Origin of the sequence: Fluviirhizobium alvei (genome assembly GCF_030551875.1) — a bacterium.
In the GTDB taxonomy this organism is placed as follows: domain Bacteria; phylum Pseudomonadota; class Alphaproteobacteria; order Rhizobiales; family Rhizobiaceae; genus Rhizobium_E; species Rhizobium_E alvei.
On record NZ_JAUOZU010000001.1, the window covers coordinates 524,703 to 543,630 of the forward strand.

Sequence of the window (18,928 nt, forward strand, 5' to 3'; positions counted from 1 at the left end):
GCCTGGGAATGACAGATCGCATGCGCGATGGCGGCAGCCACCGGTTCGGCAACTATCTCTATGCGGGACTGGCGACGCTCGTCGCCTCGCTCGTCGGCCTGCCATTCCGCGATCATGTCGATCCCGACAATGTGGCGCTGTTTTATCTGACGGCGACCGTATTCTCGACATTGCGCCTCGGCCTCGGGCCGGGGCTCTTCTCGACGCTTGTCGGCACGCTTGCCTACAATCTCCTGTTCGTCGAACCCTATTACACGCTCGAAGTGTTCCGGCCTTCGGGCTATTTCACCTTGAGTTTCCTCTTCCTCACCTCGCTTGCCGCCGCCGGCATCGCCCGGCCGGTGGTCAGTTCGATCGCGCTCGCGCGTCGCGAACAAGCCGAAACGCGCAGGCTGCTTGCGCTCTCGCGTGACCTCACCGCGACCCGGACGCTCGCCGAAATCCACCAGTCGATGGTGCGCCATCTCTCCGGTCCGCTCGGCTGCGACATCAGCCTGCATCTGCCGAAGGAGGGGGGATGGGAGCGGTTCTGGCAGGGCGGCGAACGCCATCGCGATGCCATCATCGCGGCGACGATGGCGATCGAAGGCGCTGTCTCGGACGGAATTCTTCTGCAGAGGCTTGAGGTCGATGGTGATAATCATGGCTTTCTGGCAGCCGACCGGGTTGCAGCCCCTGCCTTTGCCGCACTCGATCCGCTCTGGCTCGATATGGCCGCCACGCTCGTCGCTGGCGCCGTCATCCGGGTGAAACAGGCCGACGAGGCGGCTAAGAGCCGGGCCGAAAGCGAAAACGAGAAGCTGCGCAATGTGCTCATCAGTTCGCTTTCGCATGATCTGAGAACCCCGCTGACCGTGCTTGGCGGCACAGTGTCCAATCTCATGCGCATGCGACGGAAATTGCCGCGCGAAGCGCTCGACGAGGTCACCAGCCTGTCGCTGCAGGTGAGCCAGCTCCAGACATTCACTGCCAATCTTCTCAAGGTGGCGGCCATTGCCTCAGGTGGCCTGAAACTCAACCGCGACGCCTATATGCTGCAGGAAATTCTCGGCGCCGCCATCGGTCGGCTTGCCGAAACCCGCGGCGACCGCCATATCGGCACCGTGGTGGTCGGCACCATTCCGCTCGTCGATATCGATGGCGCGCTGGTCGAGCAGGTGGTCGTCAACCTGATCGAAAATGCGATTGCCCATACGGCAAACGAGGGGCGCATCGTGGTGTCGTTGAAACGGGTGGGCGAGATGGTCGAAGTTGGTGTCAGCGATGATGGTCCGGGCGTGCCGGAAGGCGAGATCGAGACCGTGTTCGAACGTTTCCGCATCGGCTCCGGCACCGGCGATCGCCATAGCCGCAAGGGCACCGGCCTTGGCCTTGCGATCTGCCGCGGCATTGTCGAGGCGCATGGCGGCACGATAAGGGCCCGCAATGGCGGCGAACTGCCGGGTGCGACCTTCCTCTTCACGCTGCCGGTCTGGAAGGAGGAAGCCTCATGGGACAGTTGATCCTGGTCATCGAGGACGAGAAGGAGATCCGCCGCTTTCTCGAGATCTCCCTTGGCGATCATGGCCATACGGTGCTGCAGGCAGCCGATGCGGCCAGCGGCCGCCGGCTCATCGTCGATCGCAAGCCCGATCTCGTCATTCTCGATCTCGGCCTGCCGGACCAGGACGGCCAGGATTTCATCCGCGATCTCAGGGAATGGAGCGAGGTGCCGGTGATCGTGCTGTCGGCCCGCGACGCCGAGGCGCAGAAAGTCGAGGCACTGGAAAACGGCGCCGACGATTACCTGACCAAGCCATTTTCAGTCGCCGAACTGGCCGCCCGCATCAAGGTGGCGCTCAGGCGCAGGCCGGATACCGGTTCACCCCCGGTTTCTAGCTTCGTTCTGGACGATCTCTCCATCGATTATGCCGCCCGCCGCGTGACATTGGCCGGCGAGGAAGTTCGGCTGACGCCGATCGAATACAAGCTGCTGATCGCGCTTACCCGCCATGCCGGCAAGGTGCTCACCCATGGCCAGCTGATGAAGGATGTCTGGGGCCGCCGCGCTGTCGAAAGTCATCAGAGCCTGCGTATCCATACCCAGCATCTGCGCGAAAAGCTCAAGGATGATCCGCTCGCCCCGCGCTTCATCATCACCGAACCCGGCATCGGCTACCGGTTCCGGTCGGGAGGGTGAGGGAGGCTGTCCGCAACGAATTCAGGTCCGGGGTTGGCTTCCGAGGCCTGCAAGCAGTTCGTTCAGTTGCATGAGCTGCTCCGGCAAGGCCGCTGCCGAGCCCTCCATTGCCTCTTCTCGCGCCTGCAGGGAAGGATAGATCTCATGGAAGTTCAGACGCGTCTTCGTGTCCTGTGCCGCGAAGGTCACCGTCGTTACCGCACCGCCTTCTTCCTCGTCATTGGTCCAGACGATCCGTTCATTTGGAACCACTTCGAGATATCTGCCATGGAAGGCCATGGTGTCTGAAGGGCCGAACCGGAACTCAAGCCGATAGGTTCCCCCTGAGCGAACATCCAATTCGCAACTTTCCAGGGAAATGCCGGTAGCCGATCGCGGAAACCACCAGCGCCGAAACAATTCCGCCTGGCTCCAGGCTTCATAGACAATCTCTGGAACCGCATCGAATATCTGTGTGATCGCGAGTTCCCGATCACCGATGCGTTCGACGCTGATCGGGTTCGGCATGCCATCAAGTTGCTCGTTCATCGTCCTCTCCCATTCGATCGAACTTGCGACTGGCATTGCTTATGCCGCCTCGTCACCCCACCTTGAGCACGATCTTGCCGACATGGGCGGAGGATTCCATCAGCTGGTGGGCTTTGACGATCTCGGTGAAATCGAACACCTGGTTGATCACCGGCGCCACAGTACCGGCTTCGATCAGCGGCCAGACCTTTGCAAGAAGTTCGTCGCGGATCTCGCGTTTCTCGTCTGCGGTGCGCGGTCGCATGGTGGAGCCCATCACCCTCAGCCGTTTGACCATGATCGGGGTGAGGTTGGCCTTGTCCGCCACGGCACCGCCGAGAAATGCGATGATCGACAGCCGCCCGTCGCGGGTGAGCGAGGCGAGGTTGCGGTCGAAATAGGCAGCACCGATCATGTCGAGCACCACATCGACGCCGCGCTTCTGGGTTTCCTCGCGGATGATGGCGGCAAAATCCTCAGTTTTGTAATTGATGGCGCGATCGGCGCCGAGCGCACGGCAGGCTTCGGCCTTCTCCTCGTTGCCGACGGTGGTGAACACCTTGGCCCCGATCGCATGGGCGAGCTGGATCGCCGTCGTGCCGATGCCGCTTGAACCGCCATGGATAAGCACGCTTTCGCCGTCTTTCAGCCCCGCCATCATGAAGAGATTGGCCCAGACGGTGAAGAAGGTCTCGGGCAGGGCGGCGGCGCGGATCGCGTCATAGCCTTTTGGCCAGAACAAGGCCTGTCCGGCCGGCACCGTGCAATAGTCGGCATAGCCACCGCCATTGGCGAGCGCGCAGACCTTGTCGCCAAGCTTGAAGCCGGTCACATCCGCGCCCATCGCCACCACTTCACCGGCCACTTCCAGCCCCATGATCGGGCTCGCATCGGCCGGTGGCGGGTAGGTGCCCAGGCGCTGGGCAATATCGGGACGGTTGACGCCGGCGGCCTCCACCCGCAGCAGCAATTCCCCGGCTTTCGGCACCGGCAGCGGTCCGCGTGCGATCCGCATGTTTTCGGCTGGGCCGGGTTGGGGAAGATCGACAAAGCGCATGTCGGCGGGCAGCATCATGAAAACTCCGTGCGGTCGGCTTTCGGTTCGACCGGTATAGAGCCTGCTTGCTGCCTTGCCAATCGATCTGTCGCGCCGGACCTCAGCAGTTGATGCAGACCGGTCCGCCGAAGCGGGAAATGCACAGGCCCGACGGGCTCGATTTCGCGCCTGCCTTCACTTGCGCGATCTCGGCACTGATCCGGTCGAGATCGGAGATCACCACGCCTTCGGGAATTTCGAGCACGCCGATCGAGCAGCGCATCAGCGGCAGCCGCCGTTCGTTGCCTTCGCGGTCATGGCCGAGAACATAACCGTTGGCCCGGTCTTCGTCCGAATAGAGTTCCCGCACATCGGTCGCAAAATCGTTGAGCAGCCGGCCGAGCGGATGCAGCATCTCTTCCTCTGAATGGCCATCGAGCCCGATGAAGAAATCGTCGCCGCCGACATGGCCAATGAACTCGCTGTCATGGAAGAAATAGCGACGCAGCAGGGCGGCAAACAGTGAAATGGCATGGTCGCCGGCATGGAAGCCGTAAAGATCGTTGAACGGCTTGAAACTGTCGAAATCGCAATAGCAGAGATAGCGCGGCTGGTCGCCATCCTTGCAGGCATTACGCAGGAAATCGAGAATGGCGAGATTGCCGGGCAGGCCGGTCAGCGGGTTCTGGTCGAGCGCCGTCTTGAGCTGCTTTTCGTTCAGCACCTTGATCAGCGATGCCGCCGAGATGATGCCCTTGTAGCGCATGTTCTCGGTCAGGATCACGCAGTGGCAGCCTTCCATGTTGGCAAAGGCGGTGATCAGGTCGTCGGTATCGGAATCGACCGAAATGATCGGTGCTGCCTTCGCGAAATAGGAGACTGGCCTGAGATAGTCGCGGTTCTTTAATAGATCGCGGCCAAACGGGTGGTAGATATATTCCTTGAGCTGGTTTTCCTGGATAATGCCCCGCGGCTCGCCATTGACATTCAGCACCGGGAAATAGCTCAGGCCCGGATTCTGGCGAAACATCTCGAAGACATTCTCGACCGGATCGTTCTCAAAGACGGTCGGCAGGTTTTCGATCTGCTTGAGGATCAGCAGTTCGTCGAGCGAGCGACCGGAAACGCGTCGCTTCGACTGGTCCTTGAGATGCGGATAGCAGGGCTTCTGGTCGTCGATATTCACCGAGGGGCGGGCGATGTAATAGCCCTGCACCATGTCGATGCCGAATTCGCGGGCCGCAAGAAACTCGCCCTCGGTCTCCACCCCTTCGGCAATGACCTTGATGCCGAGCGTGTGCGCGATCGAGACGATGTTGCGGACGAGATGCTGCCGTTTCGGCGATTCATCGATGGCGGCGATGAAATGGCGGTCGATCTTCAGATAGTCGATGGGGAAATCGCACAGCAGCTTGAACTCGGCACGCCCGACGCCGAAATCATCGATGGCGATCTTGAAGCCGGACTGGCGCAGGCGAAGCATCAGCGCTTCGAACTGCGGGATGGCGGTATTGTCGAACCGTTCGGACAGTTCGAAACAGATGGAGGAGGGCGGGATTGCGTGGTTGCGCAGATGCTTGAGCAGGGTCTCGACCATCTGCAGCCCGTCCGGGATCAGCCGCGCATCGAGATTGATGAACAGGGTCGTGGAGCGGTGATGCGGCAGCGAGGCGAACTTGGCGAGCGCCCGCGACAGCATCATCTGGTCGAGCTGCAGCAGAAAACCGCCTTCCGCCACCCGGTCGATCAGCTCGAGCGGCGAGGAAAAATCGAGCCGGTCATGGCCGCGCAACAGCGATTCATAACCGAAAACCGCGCCGGTATTGACCTCGACGATCGGCTGGAAAGCGCAATCGAGTACCGCCTTTCCGAGGGTGAGGATCTTCTCACCGGCATAGCGGATCGGGAAGGCAATGCGTTCGGAAGCGGTCTGCATGAATGCTCCAAAGAAAATTCATAAAGCGTTTGCCGCCAAAACTGTTTGATAATCTTCAATAAAACGTTTCTCGCATATGAAACTTTTGTGACGGAGTGTGTCGTTTTCAAGCCTGCAATCAATGCGATTGGTGATCGAGAAGCCAGGTGACAAGCTTTTCGGCCGAAGCCTGTTTGCGGGGCGAAGCGACGAGCCAATAGCCGCGATCCTCTGCCGAAATCGTCGGTCCGGCAGTCACGAGAACGCCGCTTTCGATCAGCGGATCGACGAGACCCGCCCAGCCGAGCGCCACACCCTGTTCGCCGATCGCCGCCTGGATCACCAGCGAATAGGTATTGAAGCTCAGGTCTCCCTCGTCACGATTTCCCGCCCGCTGGTGTCCGAGTTGCAGGAAATAATGGCTCCAGTCGAACCAGGAGGCGGCGGCATTGTCGAGATGGATCAGCCGCGTGCGTGCGAGATCCGCCATAGTGGGATTTTCCGTGAGCCGGGCCGCAAATCCCGGTGCGCAGACCGGCGTCACCTGTTCGCTGAGAAGCAGGATCGCACCGGGACCCGCTTCCGCCCGGCTTCCGAAGGTGACGGAGACATCATCGGTCTCCTTCACCTGCACGGCCGGGTTCTGGGTGGCGATGATCTGCAGGTTGATTTCGGGATGGCGATCGCGGAAGGACTGCATGCGCGGCATCATCCACAGGGACGCGAAGGCATAATCGGTGTGAAGCCTGACCGTCGGACGGTTCCGGGTGCCGCGGATCTCGCGGGCGAGCGCGTCGATTTCCTCGACCTGTCGGAGTGCCAGGGCATGCAGCCGCTTGCCCTCCTGCGTGAGATCGATGCCGCGATGATGGCGGATGAGAAGCGGAACGCCGAGCTGTTCCTCGATCCGCCGGATCTGATAGCTCACGCCCGGTTGCGTCAGCTTCAGCCGTTCCGCGGCAACCGTCAGGTTTCCACTTTTGCCCACTTCGGCGAAGATGCGCAGCCAGCCAAGATCGAGTGGATGTTCAGCCATAAGAAATCCTTTGGTCCGCCATTGAAAATCTGCCGCTTCACAGCCGGGCGGATGCATAGTCAATAGGTTGCTTGAGGTGGTTTCGAATGGCAAGATCGAAGGATCGGTTTCCGACCCAACGAAAGCCAGTCTTTGAACCGAAACGGAAATGCAAAAGCGGCAGGAGGTCTCCAATGGCTCGTCCCAACATTCTCATCATCATGGTCGATCAGCTGAACGGCACCTTCTTTCCCGATGGGCCGGCCGAGTTTCTCCATGCGCCGCACATGAAGGTGCTTGCGGCCCGGTCTGCGCGTTTTGCCAACAATTACACATCTTCGCCGCTGTGCGCGCCGGCGCGTGCCTCCTTCATGGCTGGCCAGCTGCCCTCGCGCACCCGGGTCTATGATAATGCCGCCGAATATGTTTCGGCCATTCCCACCTTCGCCCATCATCTCCGCCGCGCCGGCTATTACACCGCCCTTTCCGGCAAGATGCATTTCGTCGGTCCCGACCAGCTGCACGGTTTCGAGGAACGGCTGACCACCGATATCTATCCGGCCGATTTCGGCTGGACGCCGGACTATCGCAAGCCCGGCGAGCGGATCGACTGGTGGTATCACAATATGGGCTCTGTCACCGGCGCCGGCGTGGCCGAAATCACCAACCAGATGGAATATGACGACGAGGTCGCCTTTTTCGCCAACCAGAAGATCTACCAGCTTTCGCGTGAAAACGATGACGCCGACCGCCGTCCCTGGTGCCTCACCGTTTCCTTCACCCATCCGCATGATCCCTATGTCGCGCGCCGCAAATACTGGGATCTCTACGAGGATTGCCCGCATCTGCTGCCGGAGGTCGGCATGCTCGATTTTCAGGATCCCCATTCCGAACGGATCCTGAAATCCTGCGACTATGCGAGCTTCGACATCACCGAGGAAGATATCCGCCGCTCACGCCGCGCCTATTTCGCCAATATCAGCTATCTCGACGACAAGGTCGGCGAACTTGTCGATACGCTCACGCGCACCCGCATGCTCGATGAGACGCTGATCTTCTTCTGCTCCGACCATGGCGATATGCTGGGCGAGCGTGGTCTCTGGTTCAAGATGAACTTCTTCGAGGGCTCGGCGCGCGTACCGCTGATGATCGCCGGTCCCGGTGTCACCGCCGGCCGGCATGAAACCCCGACCTCCAATCTCGATGTCGCCCCCACGCTCTGCGATCTCGCCGGCATCGACATTGCCGATATCATGCCCTGGACCGATGGTGTCAGCCTCAAGGGCATGCTCGAGGGCAGGGGACGCACCGAGCCGGTGCTTATGGAATATGCCGCCGAAGCCTCCTACGCGCCGCTGGTCGGCATTCGCGAAGGCAAATGGAAATATGTCTATTGCGCACTCGACCCCGAGCAGCTTTACGATCTCGCCAACGATCCGCACGAGCTCAACAATCTCGCCAACGATCCGGCCCACGCCGACATTCTGGCCACCTTCCGGGCCAAACGCGCGGCCCGCTGGGACATGGCCCGTTTCGATGCCGAGGTGCGCGAAAGCCAGGCGCGCCGCTGGATCGTCTATGAAGCGCTGCGCAACGGCGCTTATTTCCCCTGGGATTACCAGCCGCTGCAGAAGGCTTCCGAGCGCTACATGCGCAACCACATGAATCTCGACAATCTCGAGGGCGAGAAGCGTTATCCGCGCGGCGAGTGAATTTGTCGCAATCTGCCATCTGTCAATAATTCGCCGCAATCGCGGCGAATTTGGTCAATTGCGGCAAGGATAGGAATAGTAAATATTAAATATAGATGAATACAAAATAAGAACATGTTAAAAATAATTAAGTTGAGAAAATAGAGAAACCGAATAGAAATCATCCTCGGAAACGGAAGCAGCCGGCACGAAAAACAGAACGTGCGACGCGACAGTTTCAGACGTTTCCAGTCGACCCCGCACGGCCATCGAAACCTTTCGTGCGGTAGATATCAAAGAGGATAGTGCCATGCGCGCTCTTTTTGCATCTGTTGTTGTTCTCTCCACCGTTGCTGCCATTCCTGCCGCCTATGCTGCGACGCAGTCGATGACCGGTACCGTCAAGTCCTATGTCGCGGGCAAGTCGCTCACGCTCAAGAACGGCGACCAGTTCGTCCTGCCGGTGAACTTCAAGGATCCGGGCATCAAGACCGGCGAGAAGGTCAAGGTGGCCTATGAGAAGGCAGGAAAGAAGCTCCAGGCCGAGATGGTGACCATCGTCCACTGAGTTCTGATCCCGGGGCGCCACACGTGGTTCTCACCATGTGTGGCGCCATCGCCACCTTGTATAAACAGAAAAAACGATAGGTCTGTTTCGAATTTCCTCTCACTTTTCATGCGTATGCACAGTTAAATCCCTTTCGACTTTAGTTTTTCTTCCCGACTGCTTTCTTGACGCTTGGTATGAGTTGACAATAGAGCGGCGAAAGGTCTTGCTTGCGTTGGTTTTCCGGCGGCTCTGGAGGTGTCGATTGGCGTTTGAGCGGATGCAGGGCCCGGTTGCCATCCGCGGGCGAATGGCGCGACCCGAAGATGCCCTGGCGCTTCTGGGCTTTCTCGAATGTTTCCTCTGGCGTCGCGATGTGGGGGCCACTTTATGGGCGGAACCGGTTGCCCGTCACCTCCGCGCGGGTTCATTGCGCGGTGGCATGATCGAGGAAATTCACGGCCAGGATAACGGCTCTATCTTGCTGTCGGCTGTCGGCTTCAGTGCCTTTGTCACGGATCGTGCCGTCGCCGCGCTGATGGAGGCCGGTCGGCCCGAGGGCGCGCTCGACATGCTTGGCCGCGTCTGCTCCGGTGAAGACGGACTTCTGCTCAAGGAAGCCGAGATCGCCGCCGCCAATGGGGGCGAGGGATTGAACCTCATGGTTCTCGGCTTCGCCCATCGCTATGAAAATCCGGATGATCCCAACTGCCGCGCGCTGCTTGCGCGGGCCATCGCGCATTTCGTCGAGGCCCATTCCGGCTTCAATCTTCGACAGATCGTCCGGGAGGATCCCGAGCCGGTCGCCAGTGTTCTCATCAGTTCCGGCATGCGGGAAGTGGCGCGTTATCCGTTGCCGGGTGTCGAATTTGTGGTGACGCACCGCCGCCGCGATGACGATCTACCGCTGTTTCCCGATTCGATCACCGCCCAACTGATGGCCCACAGCCCGCCGATCATCCGTTTCTCCGCCGCACAACGCGCGCTGCTCGAACTCGCCTGCGATGCCATGACCGATGATGACATTGCCGAAACGCTCGGCCTCTCGATCAATACCGTCAAGCGCACCTGGAAGCTGATCTATGACCGCGTCGCCGATCGCGCGCCTCAGGTCATGATGGGTCGCGCGCTCGGGCACGGATCCTCTCCGGGACGCGGCACCGAGAAACGCCGCCACCTGATCAGCTATCTCAAACAGCATCCGCAGGAGTTGCGTCCGATTGCCGATCGTGCTGTTCCCCGGGGAACAGGACCCTTTTAGGGTAATTGCGGAACCAGAGCCCCGCGATGAACATGCCGTCACCCCAAGAGGAGAGACGACATGACCCTTCAGTTGCATCAGCTCACCACCACCATCACCACCACTTGGACTATTTCGACGACGGCCGACACCTGGATGGTCCGCTCCAGCGGCGTGATCAATTCCGGCGCAGCCGATGGGATACACGAAACGAGCGGCGCGGCCTCCAACCTGATCGACATTGCCGGTTTCGTCAAAGCCAGCAGTGCGATGGATGATCAGGCCGCCGGCATCCTGGCGGAAGGCTCGAACACCGATATCGGCATCGCTACGTCTGGTGTCGTTGAAGGGTTTTACGGCGTGGAACTGTTCGGCACGTCGCAGTCGCTGGTCAATCACGGCGCCATTTTTGGCGCCATCGCCAATGGCTATGGCGTCTATATGGATGGCAATGTCGGTTCCACCATCTCCAATTTCGGCTCGATCGGCGGCGATACGGCCGTCTTCATTTTTGGCGGCAATCTGCTCTCGGGTCCATCGGGTGTCACAGCCCTTGTCAATCGGGATGGCGGCGTGATCTCGTCGACGGGCGATGCCATAAACGCCTCGACCGCCGACAATGAGTATATCCGTATCGTCAATCGCGGCCTGCTCGATGGTGACGATATGGCCTATACCGGTGGTGATGGCTCGGATGTTCTCGTCAATTCCGGCGAGATCCAGGGCGATGTAAGGCTTGGCCTTGGCAGCGACAGCTTTGATGGCCGCGGCGGCAAGATGTTCGGCAATATCTATGGCGGTGGCGGTGGTGATACGCTTCTCACCTCGAAAGCCGGCCTGCAGCTGATCGAAGGGTTCGGGGCCGGGCGCGACAGTGTCTTCTCAACCGTCAGCTATGATCTGAACGCCAATGTCGAACAGCTTTTCCTGATCGGAAACAAGAATATCGATGGCAACGGTAATGGGCTCGACAACCGCCTCGAAGGCAATGTCGCCAACAACATTCTCAGGGGCGGCGATGGCAACGATCATCTCTGGGGCCATGCCGGTGCCGACAAGATGCGCGGCGGCGCTAATGCCGACATCTTCATTTTCGGCGATGGCGATGGGCGTGACCAGATCCTGGATTTCGAGAATGGCAGGGACCGTATCGATCTCTCGGGCTGGGCCAACACCTCCAATCTCTTCGACGTAAAGGCGCATCTCACCGTCGATGGCGACGATCTCGTCATCCGCGCCGGCTCCGATAGCCTGCGCCTGGTCGATGTCGACCGCAACGAACTCGACAGAAGCGATTTTCTGTTCTGACTGAACCGGGTCAATCGACCCGGATCTCTTCTTCCGAAATCGGTGCGATCGAAATCGTATCCTCGCCATGATGGAAGGCGATCGCGAGCCGGAAACTGTGGGCGATCCTGAGGGCGCGGTTGACGAACAGCTGCGCCACTTCCGGCGGGCAAAGCCGGCGCACGGCCTGTCGGAACAGGAGGAGCCAGCGACGGAAATGCGCTTCCCCCAGACCATCAAGGCTAAGATGCGGCGGCAGCGGCCTTCCATCGTAGCGATCGGTGCGAAGCAGCGTTGCCGACCAGAAATCGCTCATCTTGTCGAGATGGCGCGGCCAGTCCGCATCCGGAATATGGGCGGCGAAGATCGGCCCGATAAGGTCATCCTTGCGGATGGCATCGTAGAAACCATGCACAACCGCCCGGATCATCGCCTCGTCCAGCATGTCGGGCAGCGCGACGCCATCGATCACGATCGTCTTGCCTGTGCGGCTCTCGGCAATCTGCATGTCGAATCCAATCCGTTCTGATCCGGCGCGGATTTTAGACCCTTCTCGCCCGGATTTCGATGCGGCAAAGCGACATCGTTTCGCTAGCGAAGCCTTCGTGTCGCAAACGGAACGGAATCTGGCCCCGGCAAAAACGGTATCGTCGCAATGTCACGGCTATATGCTAGGCTGAGGGGACCATCCCGAAACCATTCCAGACCGAGGTAGACGATGCGCGCACAGCCCAAAGCCAGCCATTTCATCGATGGGGAGTATGTCGAGGATACTGCCGGCACCCCTTTCGACAGCGTCTATCCCGCAACCGGTGAGGTGATCGCGCGTCTCCATGCCGCCACGCCGGCGATCATTGAACGCGCCATCGCCTCTGCCAAGCGTGCGCAGGTGGAATGGGCGGCGATGAGCCCGACGGCGCGCGGTCGCATCCTCAAGCGCGCTGCCCAGATCATGCGCGAACGCAACCGTGAGCTCTCCGAACTCGAGACGCTCGATACCGGCAAGCCGATCCAGGAAACGATCGTCGCCGATCCGACCTCGGGTGCCGATGCGTTCGAATATTTCGGTGGCGTCGCGGCCTCCGCCCTCAATGGCGAGCATATTCCGCTCGGCGGCGACTGGGCCTACACAAAACGTATTCCGCTCGGCGTCTGCGTCGGCATCGGCGCCTGGAACTATCCCCAGCAGATCGCCTGCTGGAAGGGCGCGCCGGCGCTGATCTGCGGCAATGCCATGGTGTTCAAGCCTTCGGAAAACACGCCGCTCGGTGCGCTCAAGATCGCCGAGATCCTCATCGAGGCCGGTCTGCCTAAGGGGCTATACAACGTCATCCAGGGAGATCGCTCCACCGGCCCGCAGCTGGTCAATCATCCCGATGTCAATAAAGTGTCGCTCACGGGCTCGGTGCCGACCGGCCGCAAGGTGGCGGAAGCCGCTGCAGGCCATCTCAAGCATGTGACGATGGAACTCGGCGGCAAGTCGCCGATGATCGTTTTTGACGATGCCGATGTCGAAAGCGCGATTTCCGGCGCCATGCTGGGCAATTTCTATTCGACCGGCCAGGTTTGCTCCAACGGCACCCGCGTCTTCGTTCAGAAGGGCATCAAGGACAAGTTCCTGACCCGGCTCAAAGCCCGCACCGAAGCGATCCTGATCGGCGATCCGGAAGATGAGGCGACCCAGATGGGTCCGGTCATCAACCGCGCCCAGCAGGAAAAGATCCTCGCCTATATCGAAAAGGGCAAGGCCGAAGGCGCCACACTCGTCACCGGTGGCTCGATTCCCAATTCGGTTTCGGCTGAAGGCTGCTATGTCCAGCCAACCGTGTTTGCCGATGTCACGGACGACATGACGATTGCGCGCGAGGAAATCTTCGGGCCGGTCATGTGCGTCCTGGATTTCGCGAATGAAGCGGAAGTCGTCGAACGCGCCAATGCGTCGGAATTCGGTCTCGCTGGCGGCGTCTTTACCGCCGATCTGGCCCGCGCCCACCGCATGGCCGACCAGATCGAGGCCGGTACCTTCTGGATCAACACCTACAATCTCTGCCCGGTCGAAATTCCCTTCGGCGGCGTCAAGCAGTCCGGTTTCGGTCGCGAAAATTCGCTCGCTGCCATCGAACATTATTCGGAACTGAAGACGGTCTATGTCGCCATGGGCAAGTGCGAGGCGCCGTATTGATTAGGTAGAGCACCCCTCACCAAGCGCGTCCATGCAATCGGCTTTGCCTCTTGCGGACTTGCTATCCTCTCCCGCAAGGGGAGAGGTAGGGTGCCGCAAGTGCGGCTTCGAGTTGGTTGAGGCGGTACCGCGGATTTACCTCTCCCCTTGCGGGAGAGGCTTGGCAGAGGCCGGCGAAGCCGGACAAAACAACAATGTTGTTTTGAGCGAACAAGGCCGGAGCGCGAACCGTGCGAGGGCAAAAAGGCCAGGTGAAGCGCAGCGAACCTTTGGCCGAAGTTGGTGAGGGGTAAAACCCCACATTAGGCGGCCACACAAAAGGCAGGCAGGGTATGAACATGCAAGCTGATTTCATCATCGTAGGCTCAGGCTCCGCGCTGGCGTCGAGACCGTCGGCAGCTTGGCTCATTCACGCCGCAAGGCCTTTTCTTTCCGGGCGAGCGTTTCACCAAGTGGGCGGTCAGGATCTTTGCGTTTGGCCGGTTTCAACGCCTTGTGATCGGCAAGCAGAAGCATTCGTTCGGCCTGCAAAGCATCGTCGTCCAGCATCGCATTCACAGCAATCCTGGCGCCATGTCTTCCGCGCCGGTTCGACTGAGCTTTGAAAAGAGGAATGTTTTTCCGGGATGCCTTGCTGTTCTCGCCATAGCCATTGCGGCAGTCTCTCTCCAGAGAGAGCTGTTTATCGCCCGGTGGCGACCGGCGCTCGCGCGTCTTCGGATCGCTCATGCTTGATCGTCCTGCTCCGAAGCCACCAGATCAACGAGATCGACCTTGAGCGCTATCGCAATACGCTTGAGCACATCGACAGAGCCAGTCTTCTTGCCGGTTTCGATGTCCGACAGATAGGGTTGGGAAATACCGGCAGCGGTGGCCAGTTGGCTCGCGGTCATACCGCGATATTTGCGGAAAGTCCTGATGCGGCTGTCGGTTTCAAACAGTTCATAGACAAGTTCTGCCGGCCAAGTCTCTTCGCCAGCAGCGATACGGGCTTTGATTGCATCCGCCTTCAGACCATCGATCAGGTCCTCGAAATCATCCTCGCTCAAAAGAACATAGTTTTTACCGTCGAGCGTGAGGCGCTGAATATTACCCATTCTGTGTCACTCCTTGTAGATTCCGCCGCGTGGACCGGCATCGATGACCATGACGACAAGCCCTTGGTCGTTAATGATGACACGGTCCTGTCCAACCCGGATTCTGTAGTTATCGGAACCAACCAACTTCTTGATATCGACCGCCTCTCCCCTCGCATAGGCATCGACCTTGTCTCGGATCGCTTGTCGCCGTTTTGGCTGCATCCGGCTGAGACTTCGTTCGGCGGCCTTGGAGTAGGTGACGCGTTTCATGACCGGAGTATAGCTCCGGGCAATAATTCACGCAATGATATAACTGTTAGCGATACCCTCCACTGACAGGGCGACAAGGAACCGTACATGACCATGCAAGCTGATTTCATCATCGTAGGCTCAGGCTCCGCCGGCTCCGCGCTGGCGTCGAGACTGTCGGAGGATGGCAAGAATACCGTTCTGGTGCTCGAATATGGCGGTTCGGATGTCGGGCCCTTCATCCAGATGCCGGCCGCGCTTGCCTGGCCGATGAGCATGAAGATGTATAATTGGGGCTATCTCTCCGAGCCCGAGCCGAACCTCAACAACCGCCGCATCACGGCACCACGCGGTAAGGTCATCGGCGGTTCGTCCTCGATCAACGGCATGGTCTATGTCCGCGGTTCGGCCGAGGATTTCGACAGTTGGTCGGAGGCGGGCGCTACCGGCTGGTCCTATGCCGATGTGCTGCCCTATTTCAAGCGGCAGGAGAATTCCAAGGGCGGACAGGATGGCTGGCGCGGCACCGATGGTCCGCTGCATGTCCAGCGTGGCCCGGCGAAAAATCCGCTCGTGCGCGCCTTCGTCGAAGCCGGTCGCCAGGCGGGTTTCGAAACCACCGAAGATTATAACGGCGAAAAGCAGGAAGGCTTCGGCCTGATGGAGCAGACGATCCACAAGGGTCATCGCTGGTCGGCTGCCTCCGCCTATCTGAAGCCAGCCTTGAAGCGTCCGAACGTCGAGCTTCTGCGCTGCTTTGCCCGCCGGGTGGTGATTGAGAATGGCCGCGCCATCGGCGTCGAGATCGAACGCGGCGGCAAGATCGAGGTGGTCAAGGCCAACCGCGAGGTCATCGTCTCGGCATCGTCCTTCAATTCGCCCAAGCTTCTCCTGCTGTCCGGCATCGGCCCGGCGGCGCATCTCAAGGAAATGGGCATCGAGGTCAAGCTCGACCGTCCGGGCGTCGGCGCCAACCTGATGGATCATATGGAATTCTATTTCCAGCAGGTCTCCACCAAGCCGGTCTCGCTCTATTCCTGGCTGCCCTGGTTCTGGCAGGGGGTGGCCGGCGCGCAGTGGCTCTTCACCAAGACGGGCCTCGGCACGTCGAACCAGTTCGAAAGCTGCGCCTTCGTGCGCTCGGCTCCCGGCGTCAAGCAGCCGGATATCCAGTTCCACTTCCTGCCGGTGGCGATTTCCTATGATGGCAAGGCGGCCGCCAAGAGCCATGGCTTCCAGGTCCATGTCGGCTACAACCATTCGAAATCGCGCGGCAGCGTTACGCTGCGTTCGCCCAATCCGATGGATGATCCGGTCATCCGCTTCAACTACATGAGCCATGAGGAAGACTGGATCAAGTTCCGCCATTGCGTGCGCCTGACCCGCGAAATCTTCTCGCAGAAGGCGTTTGATGATTTCCGTGGGCCGGAAATCCAGCCGGGCGAAAAGGTGCAGACCGACGCCGAGATCGATGCTTTCCTCCGCGAGCATCTCGAAAGCGCCTATCATCCCTGTGGCACCTGCAAGATGGGGTCGAAGGACGATCCGATGGCGGTTGTCGATCCCGATACCAGGGTCATCGGCATCGACGGGCTGCGCGTCGCCGACAGTTCGATCTTCCCGCGCCTCACCTATGGCAATCTCAACGGCCCCTCGATCATGACCGGCGAGAAGGCGGCCGACCATATTCTCGGCAAGCCGCGCCTGCCGCGCTCCAACCAGGTGCCGTGGATCAATCCGCGCTGGGAAACCTCCGATCGCTGAGGTTTCCGTGCCGCCGCGCATCCTCATCGATGCCAATGTGCTTTACCGCACCCGCCTGCGCGAACTGCTGCTGGCGCAAGCCTCAACCGGGCTTGTCCGTCCGCTCTGGAGTGTGCGGATCATCGAGGAATGCGCGTCCGGTCTCGTGCGCAACGGTGCGCTCGATGGCGCGGCGCGGGAGGGGTTTATCACAAGCCTGTCTGCTCCGGCCTATATCGCCTCGGGCCACGAGGCGCTTGAGGGAACGTTCGGGCTTCCGGATCCCGATGACGAGCATGTGCTGGCCGCAGCCGTTCATGCGGGTGCGGGCCTTATCCTCAGTTTCAATCTGAAGGATTTCCCCGTCCGTCGCCTCAAACCGCTTGGGGTGAGGGCGGAAATGCCGGATAGCTTCTTCCTCGGGCTCCTCGGTGATCGGTCGGATAGTTTCCTTGATGCCGTGGAGAAGGCAAGGGCGACGATTGCGCCGGACCTGCCGCAGGAGGAACATTTCGCCATGCTGCGCCGCGCCGGCATTCCCCGGACCGTGAAACGCTGTCTGCAGATCATCAACGACCCGTAGGTACTTTCACACCAGCCTAACTCAACTCGTCCGCGCGCGCTCGGGCCGTGCCCAGCGCAGGGCTTCGGGCACCAGCCCGTCCATGGTCCGTGCAATGGAGGCGCTATGGCGGTGAACCAACAGGCCGATGCCGATGATGCCGAGCCCGATCGCCGAAAGCGCGAAAGAGAAAAGAATCACATCGTTGAAGACATTGTAGGCGAGGTCGCCGAGATAGAAGGAAATGCCGAGCGCACCGAACACGGCATAGACACGGCGACCGAGGAAGACCGACAGGCCGACGAGCCCGACATTGATGAGCAGATAGAGGAACTTGGTGAAGGCGGTGCCGCCCGATGTCATCGACAGGCCACCCCAGAAGGCCATGGCGCCGAAAATATGGATCCAGAAGGCGAGATCCGGCCCGTCGCGGCGTGACATGATGTCGATTGCCCAGGCAGCGAAGATCATCGCAATGCCGAAGAACAGCGAAATCTGCCGGCGCATCTCGAATTCATCGAAACCGTCCGGCTTGGCTGTGAACCACATGGCGAGGTCCATCGACATGAACCAGAGCGCAATGCCCGCGACCAGCAAAATGAAGGAGAACGGATAGCGCCACACGGCCAGCGCCGCCACGATGATCGTGGCGATCTCCATATAAAGCCAGCTGCCATTCACCCAATTGAAGAAATCGCGATATTGGCCGGGATCGCCGAATTCCGTCGCCCAGAGCCCCAACGCATCCTGCAATCCATAGATCGCAAGCGGCACCATCGACACAGCAATCGCGATCATCAGGCCGGCGGGCGTCCGCATGCCCGGCTTCTTCCACATGCGGTCGCCGGCGAAGCCGAACACGATGCCGTAGGCGAGCCCGCAGGCAAAGAGCGCCCAGCCGCCCATGGCACCGAAGGCGGCGGTGGTGAAGAGCCCCATCGCCCCCATGATGATGAGCGCACCGGCATACCAGAGGACATGGGTGAGATCGAACCGCACCGGCGGCGAAGCCTGAGCCTTGGCAGGAGTAGAGGCCCCGGCTGCGCCTGAAAGAAAGGCGCGGATTTCGGCGAGCTTGGCGTCATCGATGATCCCGGCATCACGCAGGCGGCTCAGATCGGTCTCGTTCACGTGTCTTTCCTCAAAAAATCTGTCGACAGCATCACGGTCGTAAGCACCGGTTTATTCGCGTCCGCTGCATTAGGCGGCGATCCCGATCTGAAATCAAGTCATCCGTTTCTGCACGAAAATACACGAAAATTTAAATCAGTATTGCAATACGTGAATTAACGTGCAATTCATGCAGTATCGTGCAACACTGACAGGAGAAAAGCATGCTGATTTTGATTGCAGGACCCTACCGTTCCGGCACCGGGGATGATCCGGAGAAAATGGCGGACAATCTCAGACGGCTCGAAGCGCCTTCGCACGCGCTCTTCAAGGCCGGTCATGTGCCGATGATCGGGGAATGGGTGGCGCTGCCGGTCTGGCATGCAGCGGGCGGCAAGACCATTGGCGATGCGCTTTATGAGGAAATCTTCCACCCGACGGCGCATCGCCTGCTGCAGCTCTGCGAGGGCGTGCTGCGCCTGCCAGGTGCCTCGAAAGGCGCCGACAATGACGTGAAGATCGCCAACGAACGTGGCATCCCGGTCTGGTATGATCTCAAGGATGTTCCGGGCGTCGCCGCCTGAAC

At 60.0% G+C, this 18,928-nt stretch carries 19 protein-coding genes; 10 read left to right on the forward strand and 9 right to left on the reverse strand.

The features are described from left to right. Positions 1-8: 8 nt before the first annotated feature. Together Q4481_RS02530 and Q4481_RS02535 are read left to right on the forward strand one after the other, a co-directional pair. Positions 9-1,502: an ATP-binding protein gene (locus Q4481_RS02530; RefSeq protein WP_304374685.1), complete on the forward strand. Its 1,494-nt coding sequence runs from the start codon at positions 9-11 to the stop codon at positions 1,500-1,502. After that, positions 1,490-2,179 (forward strand): response regulator, encoded by a 690-nt coding sequence (locus Q4481_RS02535; RefSeq protein WP_304374686.1) that lies wholly within the window; start codon positions 1,490-1,492, stop codon positions 2,177-2,179. The genes Q4481_RS02530 and Q4481_RS02535 overlap by 13 nt, the downstream gene beginning before the upstream one ends. Positions 2,180-2,200: 21 nt before the next feature. Here the strand turns inward: Q4481_RS02535 and Q4481_RS02540 are convergent, their stop codons facing one another. The 4 genes from Q4481_RS02540 to Q4481_RS02555 form a co-directional block, all read right to left on the reverse strand. Beyond that, positions 2,201-2,707, reverse strand: coding sequence for an SRPBCC domain-containing protein (locus Q4481_RS02540; protein WP_304374687.1), 507 nt, complete (start codon positions 2,705-2,707; stop codon positions 2,201-2,203). A gap of 52 nt (positions 2,708-2,759) precedes the next feature. After that, positions 2,760-3,761, reverse strand: coding sequence for an NAD(P)H-quinone oxidoreductase (locus Q4481_RS02545; RefSeq protein WP_304374688.1), 1,002 nt, complete (start codon positions 3,759-3,761; stop codon positions 2,760-2,762). Positions 3,762-3,843: 82 nt separating this feature from the next. After that, positions 3,844-5,658, reverse strand: coding sequence for a bifunctional diguanylate cyclase/phosphodiesterase (locus tag Q4481_RS02550; RefSeq protein ID WP_304374689.1), 1,815 nt, complete (start codon positions 5,656-5,658; stop codon positions 3,844-3,846). 118 nt (positions 5,659-5,776) lie between these two features. Beyond that, a complete protein-coding gene (locus Q4481_RS02555; RefSeq protein ID WP_304374690.1) occupies positions 5,777-6,673 on the reverse strand; it encodes a choline sulfate utilization transcriptional regulator in 897 nt (298 codons plus the stop codon). Between the two features lie 173 nt (positions 6,674-6,846). Between Q4481_RS02555 and betC the strand changes: the two genes are divergently transcribed. From betC to Q4481_RS02575, 4 genes are all read left to right on the forward strand, one after another. Further along, on the forward strand, positions 6,847-8,364 hold the full coding sequence (gene betC, locus Q4481_RS02560; protein ID WP_304374691.1) for a choline-sulfatase: 1,518 nt from the start codon (positions 6,847-6,849) through the stop codon (positions 8,362-8,364). Positions 8,365-8,653: 289 nt separating this feature from the next. Continuing rightward, positions 8,654-8,911, forward strand: coding sequence for a DUF1344 domain-containing protein (locus tag Q4481_RS02565; protein WP_304374692.1), 258 nt, complete (start codon positions 8,654-8,656; stop codon positions 8,909-8,911). A 244-nt stretch (positions 8,912-9,155) separates the two neighbouring features. Beyond that, the gene (locus Q4481_RS02570; RefSeq protein ID WP_304374693.1) at positions 9,156-10,151 is read left to right on the forward strand and encodes a helix-turn-helix transcriptional regulator; all 996 of its coding nucleotides are present in this window, start codon (positions 9,156-9,158) and stop codon (positions 10,149-10,151) included. Between the two features lie 60 nt (positions 10,152-10,211). Then, positions 10,212-11,438 (forward strand): calcium-binding protein, encoded by a 1,227-nt coding sequence (locus tag Q4481_RS02575; protein ID WP_304374694.1) that lies wholly within the window; start codon positions 10,212-10,214, stop codon positions 11,436-11,438. Positions 11,439-11,448: 10 nt separating this feature from the next. Here Q4481_RS02575 and Q4481_RS02580 read toward each other — a convergent pair whose 3' ends face one another. Continuing rightward, the gene (locus Q4481_RS02580; RefSeq protein WP_304374695.1) at positions 11,449-11,925 is read right to left on the reverse strand and encodes a group III truncated hemoglobin; all 477 of its coding nucleotides are present in this window, start codon (positions 11,923-11,925) and stop codon (positions 11,449-11,451) included. A 210-nt stretch (positions 11,926-12,135) separates the two neighbouring features. Between Q4481_RS02580 and betB the strand changes: the two genes are divergently transcribed. Continuing rightward, entirely contained in the window at positions 12,136-13,599 is a 1,464-nt protein-coding gene (gene betB / locus Q4481_RS02585; protein WP_304374696.1) for a betaine-aldehyde dehydrogenase, read from the forward strand. Positions 13,600-14,004: 405 nt separating this feature from the next. Here betB and Q4481_RS02590 read toward each other — a convergent pair whose 3' ends face one another. From Q4481_RS02590 to Q4481_RS02600, 3 genes are read right to left on the reverse strand one after another with little or no spacing between them, the layout of a single operon-like run. Then, the gene (locus Q4481_RS02590) at positions 14,005-14,328 is read right to left on the reverse strand and encodes a hypothetical protein (protein WP_304374697.1); all 324 of its coding nucleotides are present in this window, start codon (positions 14,326-14,328) and stop codon (positions 14,005-14,007) included. Continuing rightward, a complete protein-coding gene (locus Q4481_RS02595; RefSeq protein ID WP_304374698.1) occupies positions 14,325-14,696 on the reverse strand; it encodes a helix-turn-helix domain-containing protein in 372 nt (123 codons plus the stop codon). The genes Q4481_RS02590 and Q4481_RS02595 overlap by 4 nt, the downstream gene beginning before the upstream one ends. A gap of 6 nt (positions 14,697-14,702) precedes the next feature. Continuing rightward, positions 14,703-14,948, reverse strand: a complete 246-nt coding sequence (locus tag Q4481_RS02600) for a type II toxin-antitoxin system RelE family toxin (protein WP_304374699.1) — start codon at positions 14,946-14,948, stop codon at positions 14,703-14,705. 93 nt (positions 14,949-15,041) lie between these two features. Here Q4481_RS02600 and betA point away from each other — a divergent pair, with 93 nt between their 5' ends. Both betA and Q4481_RS02610 read left to right on the forward strand, forming a co-directional pair. Beyond that, entirely contained in the window at positions 15,042-16,691 is a 1,650-nt protein-coding gene (gene betA / locus Q4481_RS02605; RefSeq protein WP_304374766.1) for a choline dehydrogenase, read from the forward strand. Positions 16,692-16,698: 7 nt separating this feature from the next. Then, a complete protein-coding gene (locus Q4481_RS02610) occupies positions 16,699-17,253 on the forward strand; it encodes a PIN domain-containing protein (protein ID WP_304374700.1) in 555 nt (184 codons plus the stop codon). 21 nt (positions 17,254-17,274) lie between these two features. Here Q4481_RS02610 and Q4481_RS02615 read toward each other — a convergent pair whose 3' ends face one another. After that, the gene (locus tag Q4481_RS02615; RefSeq protein WP_304374701.1) at positions 17,275-18,363 is read right to left on the reverse strand and encodes a hypothetical protein; all 1,089 of its coding nucleotides are present in this window, start codon (positions 18,361-18,363) and stop codon (positions 17,275-17,277) included. 203 nt (positions 18,364-18,566) lie between these two features. On the opposite strand from Q4481_RS02615, the gene Q4481_RS02620 reads away from it, so the two are divergent. Then, entirely contained in the window at positions 18,567-18,926 is a 360-nt protein-coding gene (locus Q4481_RS02620; RefSeq protein WP_304374702.1) for a DUF4406 domain-containing protein, read from the forward strand. The last annotated feature ends 2 nt before the right edge of the window (positions 18,927-18,928 follow it).

Excerpts from the sequence above, each read along its gene's own strand:
- Q4481_RS02590 (WP_304374697.1), bottom strand. The coding sequence starts at position 14,328 with ATGAGCGATCCGAAGACGCGCGAGCGCCGGTCGCCACCGGGCGATAAA.
- Q4481_RS02565 (WP_304374692.1), top strand. The coding sequence starts at position 8,654 with ATGCGCGCTCTTTTTGCATCTGTTGTTGTTCTCTCCACCGTTGCTGCC.
- betA (WP_304374766.1), top strand. The coding sequence starts at position 15,042 with ATGCAAGCTGATTTCATCATCGTAGGCTCAGGCTCCGCCGGCTCCGCG.
- Q4481_RS02595 (WP_304374698.1), bottom strand. The coding sequence starts at position 14,696 with ATGGGTAATATTCAGCGCCTCACGCTCGACGGTAAAAACTATGTTCTT.
- Q4481_RS02620 (WP_304374702.1), top strand. The coding sequence starts at position 18,567 with ATGCTGATTTTGATTGCAGGACCCTACCGTTCCGGCACCGGGGATGAT.
- Q4481_RS02600 (WP_304374699.1), bottom strand. The coding sequence starts at position 14,948 with ATGAAACGCGTCACCTACTCCAAGGCCGCCGAACGAAGTCTCAGCCGG.
- Q4481_RS02545 (WP_304374688.1), bottom strand. The coding sequence starts at position 3,761 with ATGATGCTGCCCGCCGACATGCGCTTTGTCGATCTTCCCCAACCCGGC.
- betC (WP_304374691.1), top strand. The coding sequence starts at position 6,847 with ATGGCTCGTCCCAACATTCTCATCATCATGGTCGATCAGCTGAACGGC.
- betB (WP_304374696.1), top strand. The coding sequence starts at position 12,136 with ATGCGCGCACAGCCCAAAGCCAGCCATTTCATCGATGGGGAGTATGTC.
- Q4481_RS02575 (WP_304374694.1), top strand. The coding sequence starts at position 10,212 with ATGACCCTTCAGTTGCATCAGCTCACCACCACCATCACCACCACTTGG.
- Q4481_RS02540 (WP_304374687.1), bottom strand. The coding sequence starts at position 2,707 with ATGAACGAGCAACTTGATGGCATGCCGAACCCGATCAGCGTCGAACGC.
- Q4481_RS02530 (WP_304374685.1), top strand. The coding sequence starts at position 9 with ATGACAGATCGCATGCGCGATGGCGGCAGCCACCGGTTCGGCAACTAT.
- Q4481_RS02580 (WP_304374695.1), bottom strand. The coding sequence starts at position 11,925 with ATGCAGATTGCCGAGAGCCGCACAGGCAAGACGATCGTGATCGATGGC.
- Q4481_RS02550 (WP_304374689.1), bottom strand. The coding sequence starts at position 5,658 with ATGCAGACCGCTTCCGAACGCATTGCCTTCCCGATCCGCTATGCCGGT.
- Q4481_RS02555 (WP_304374690.1), bottom strand. The coding sequence starts at position 6,673 with ATGGCTGAACATCCACTCGATCTTGGCTGGCTGCGCATCTTCGCCGAA.
- Q4481_RS02535 (WP_304374686.1), top strand. The coding sequence starts at position 1,490 with ATGGGACAGTTGATCCTGGTCATCGAGGACGAGAAGGAGATCCGCCGC.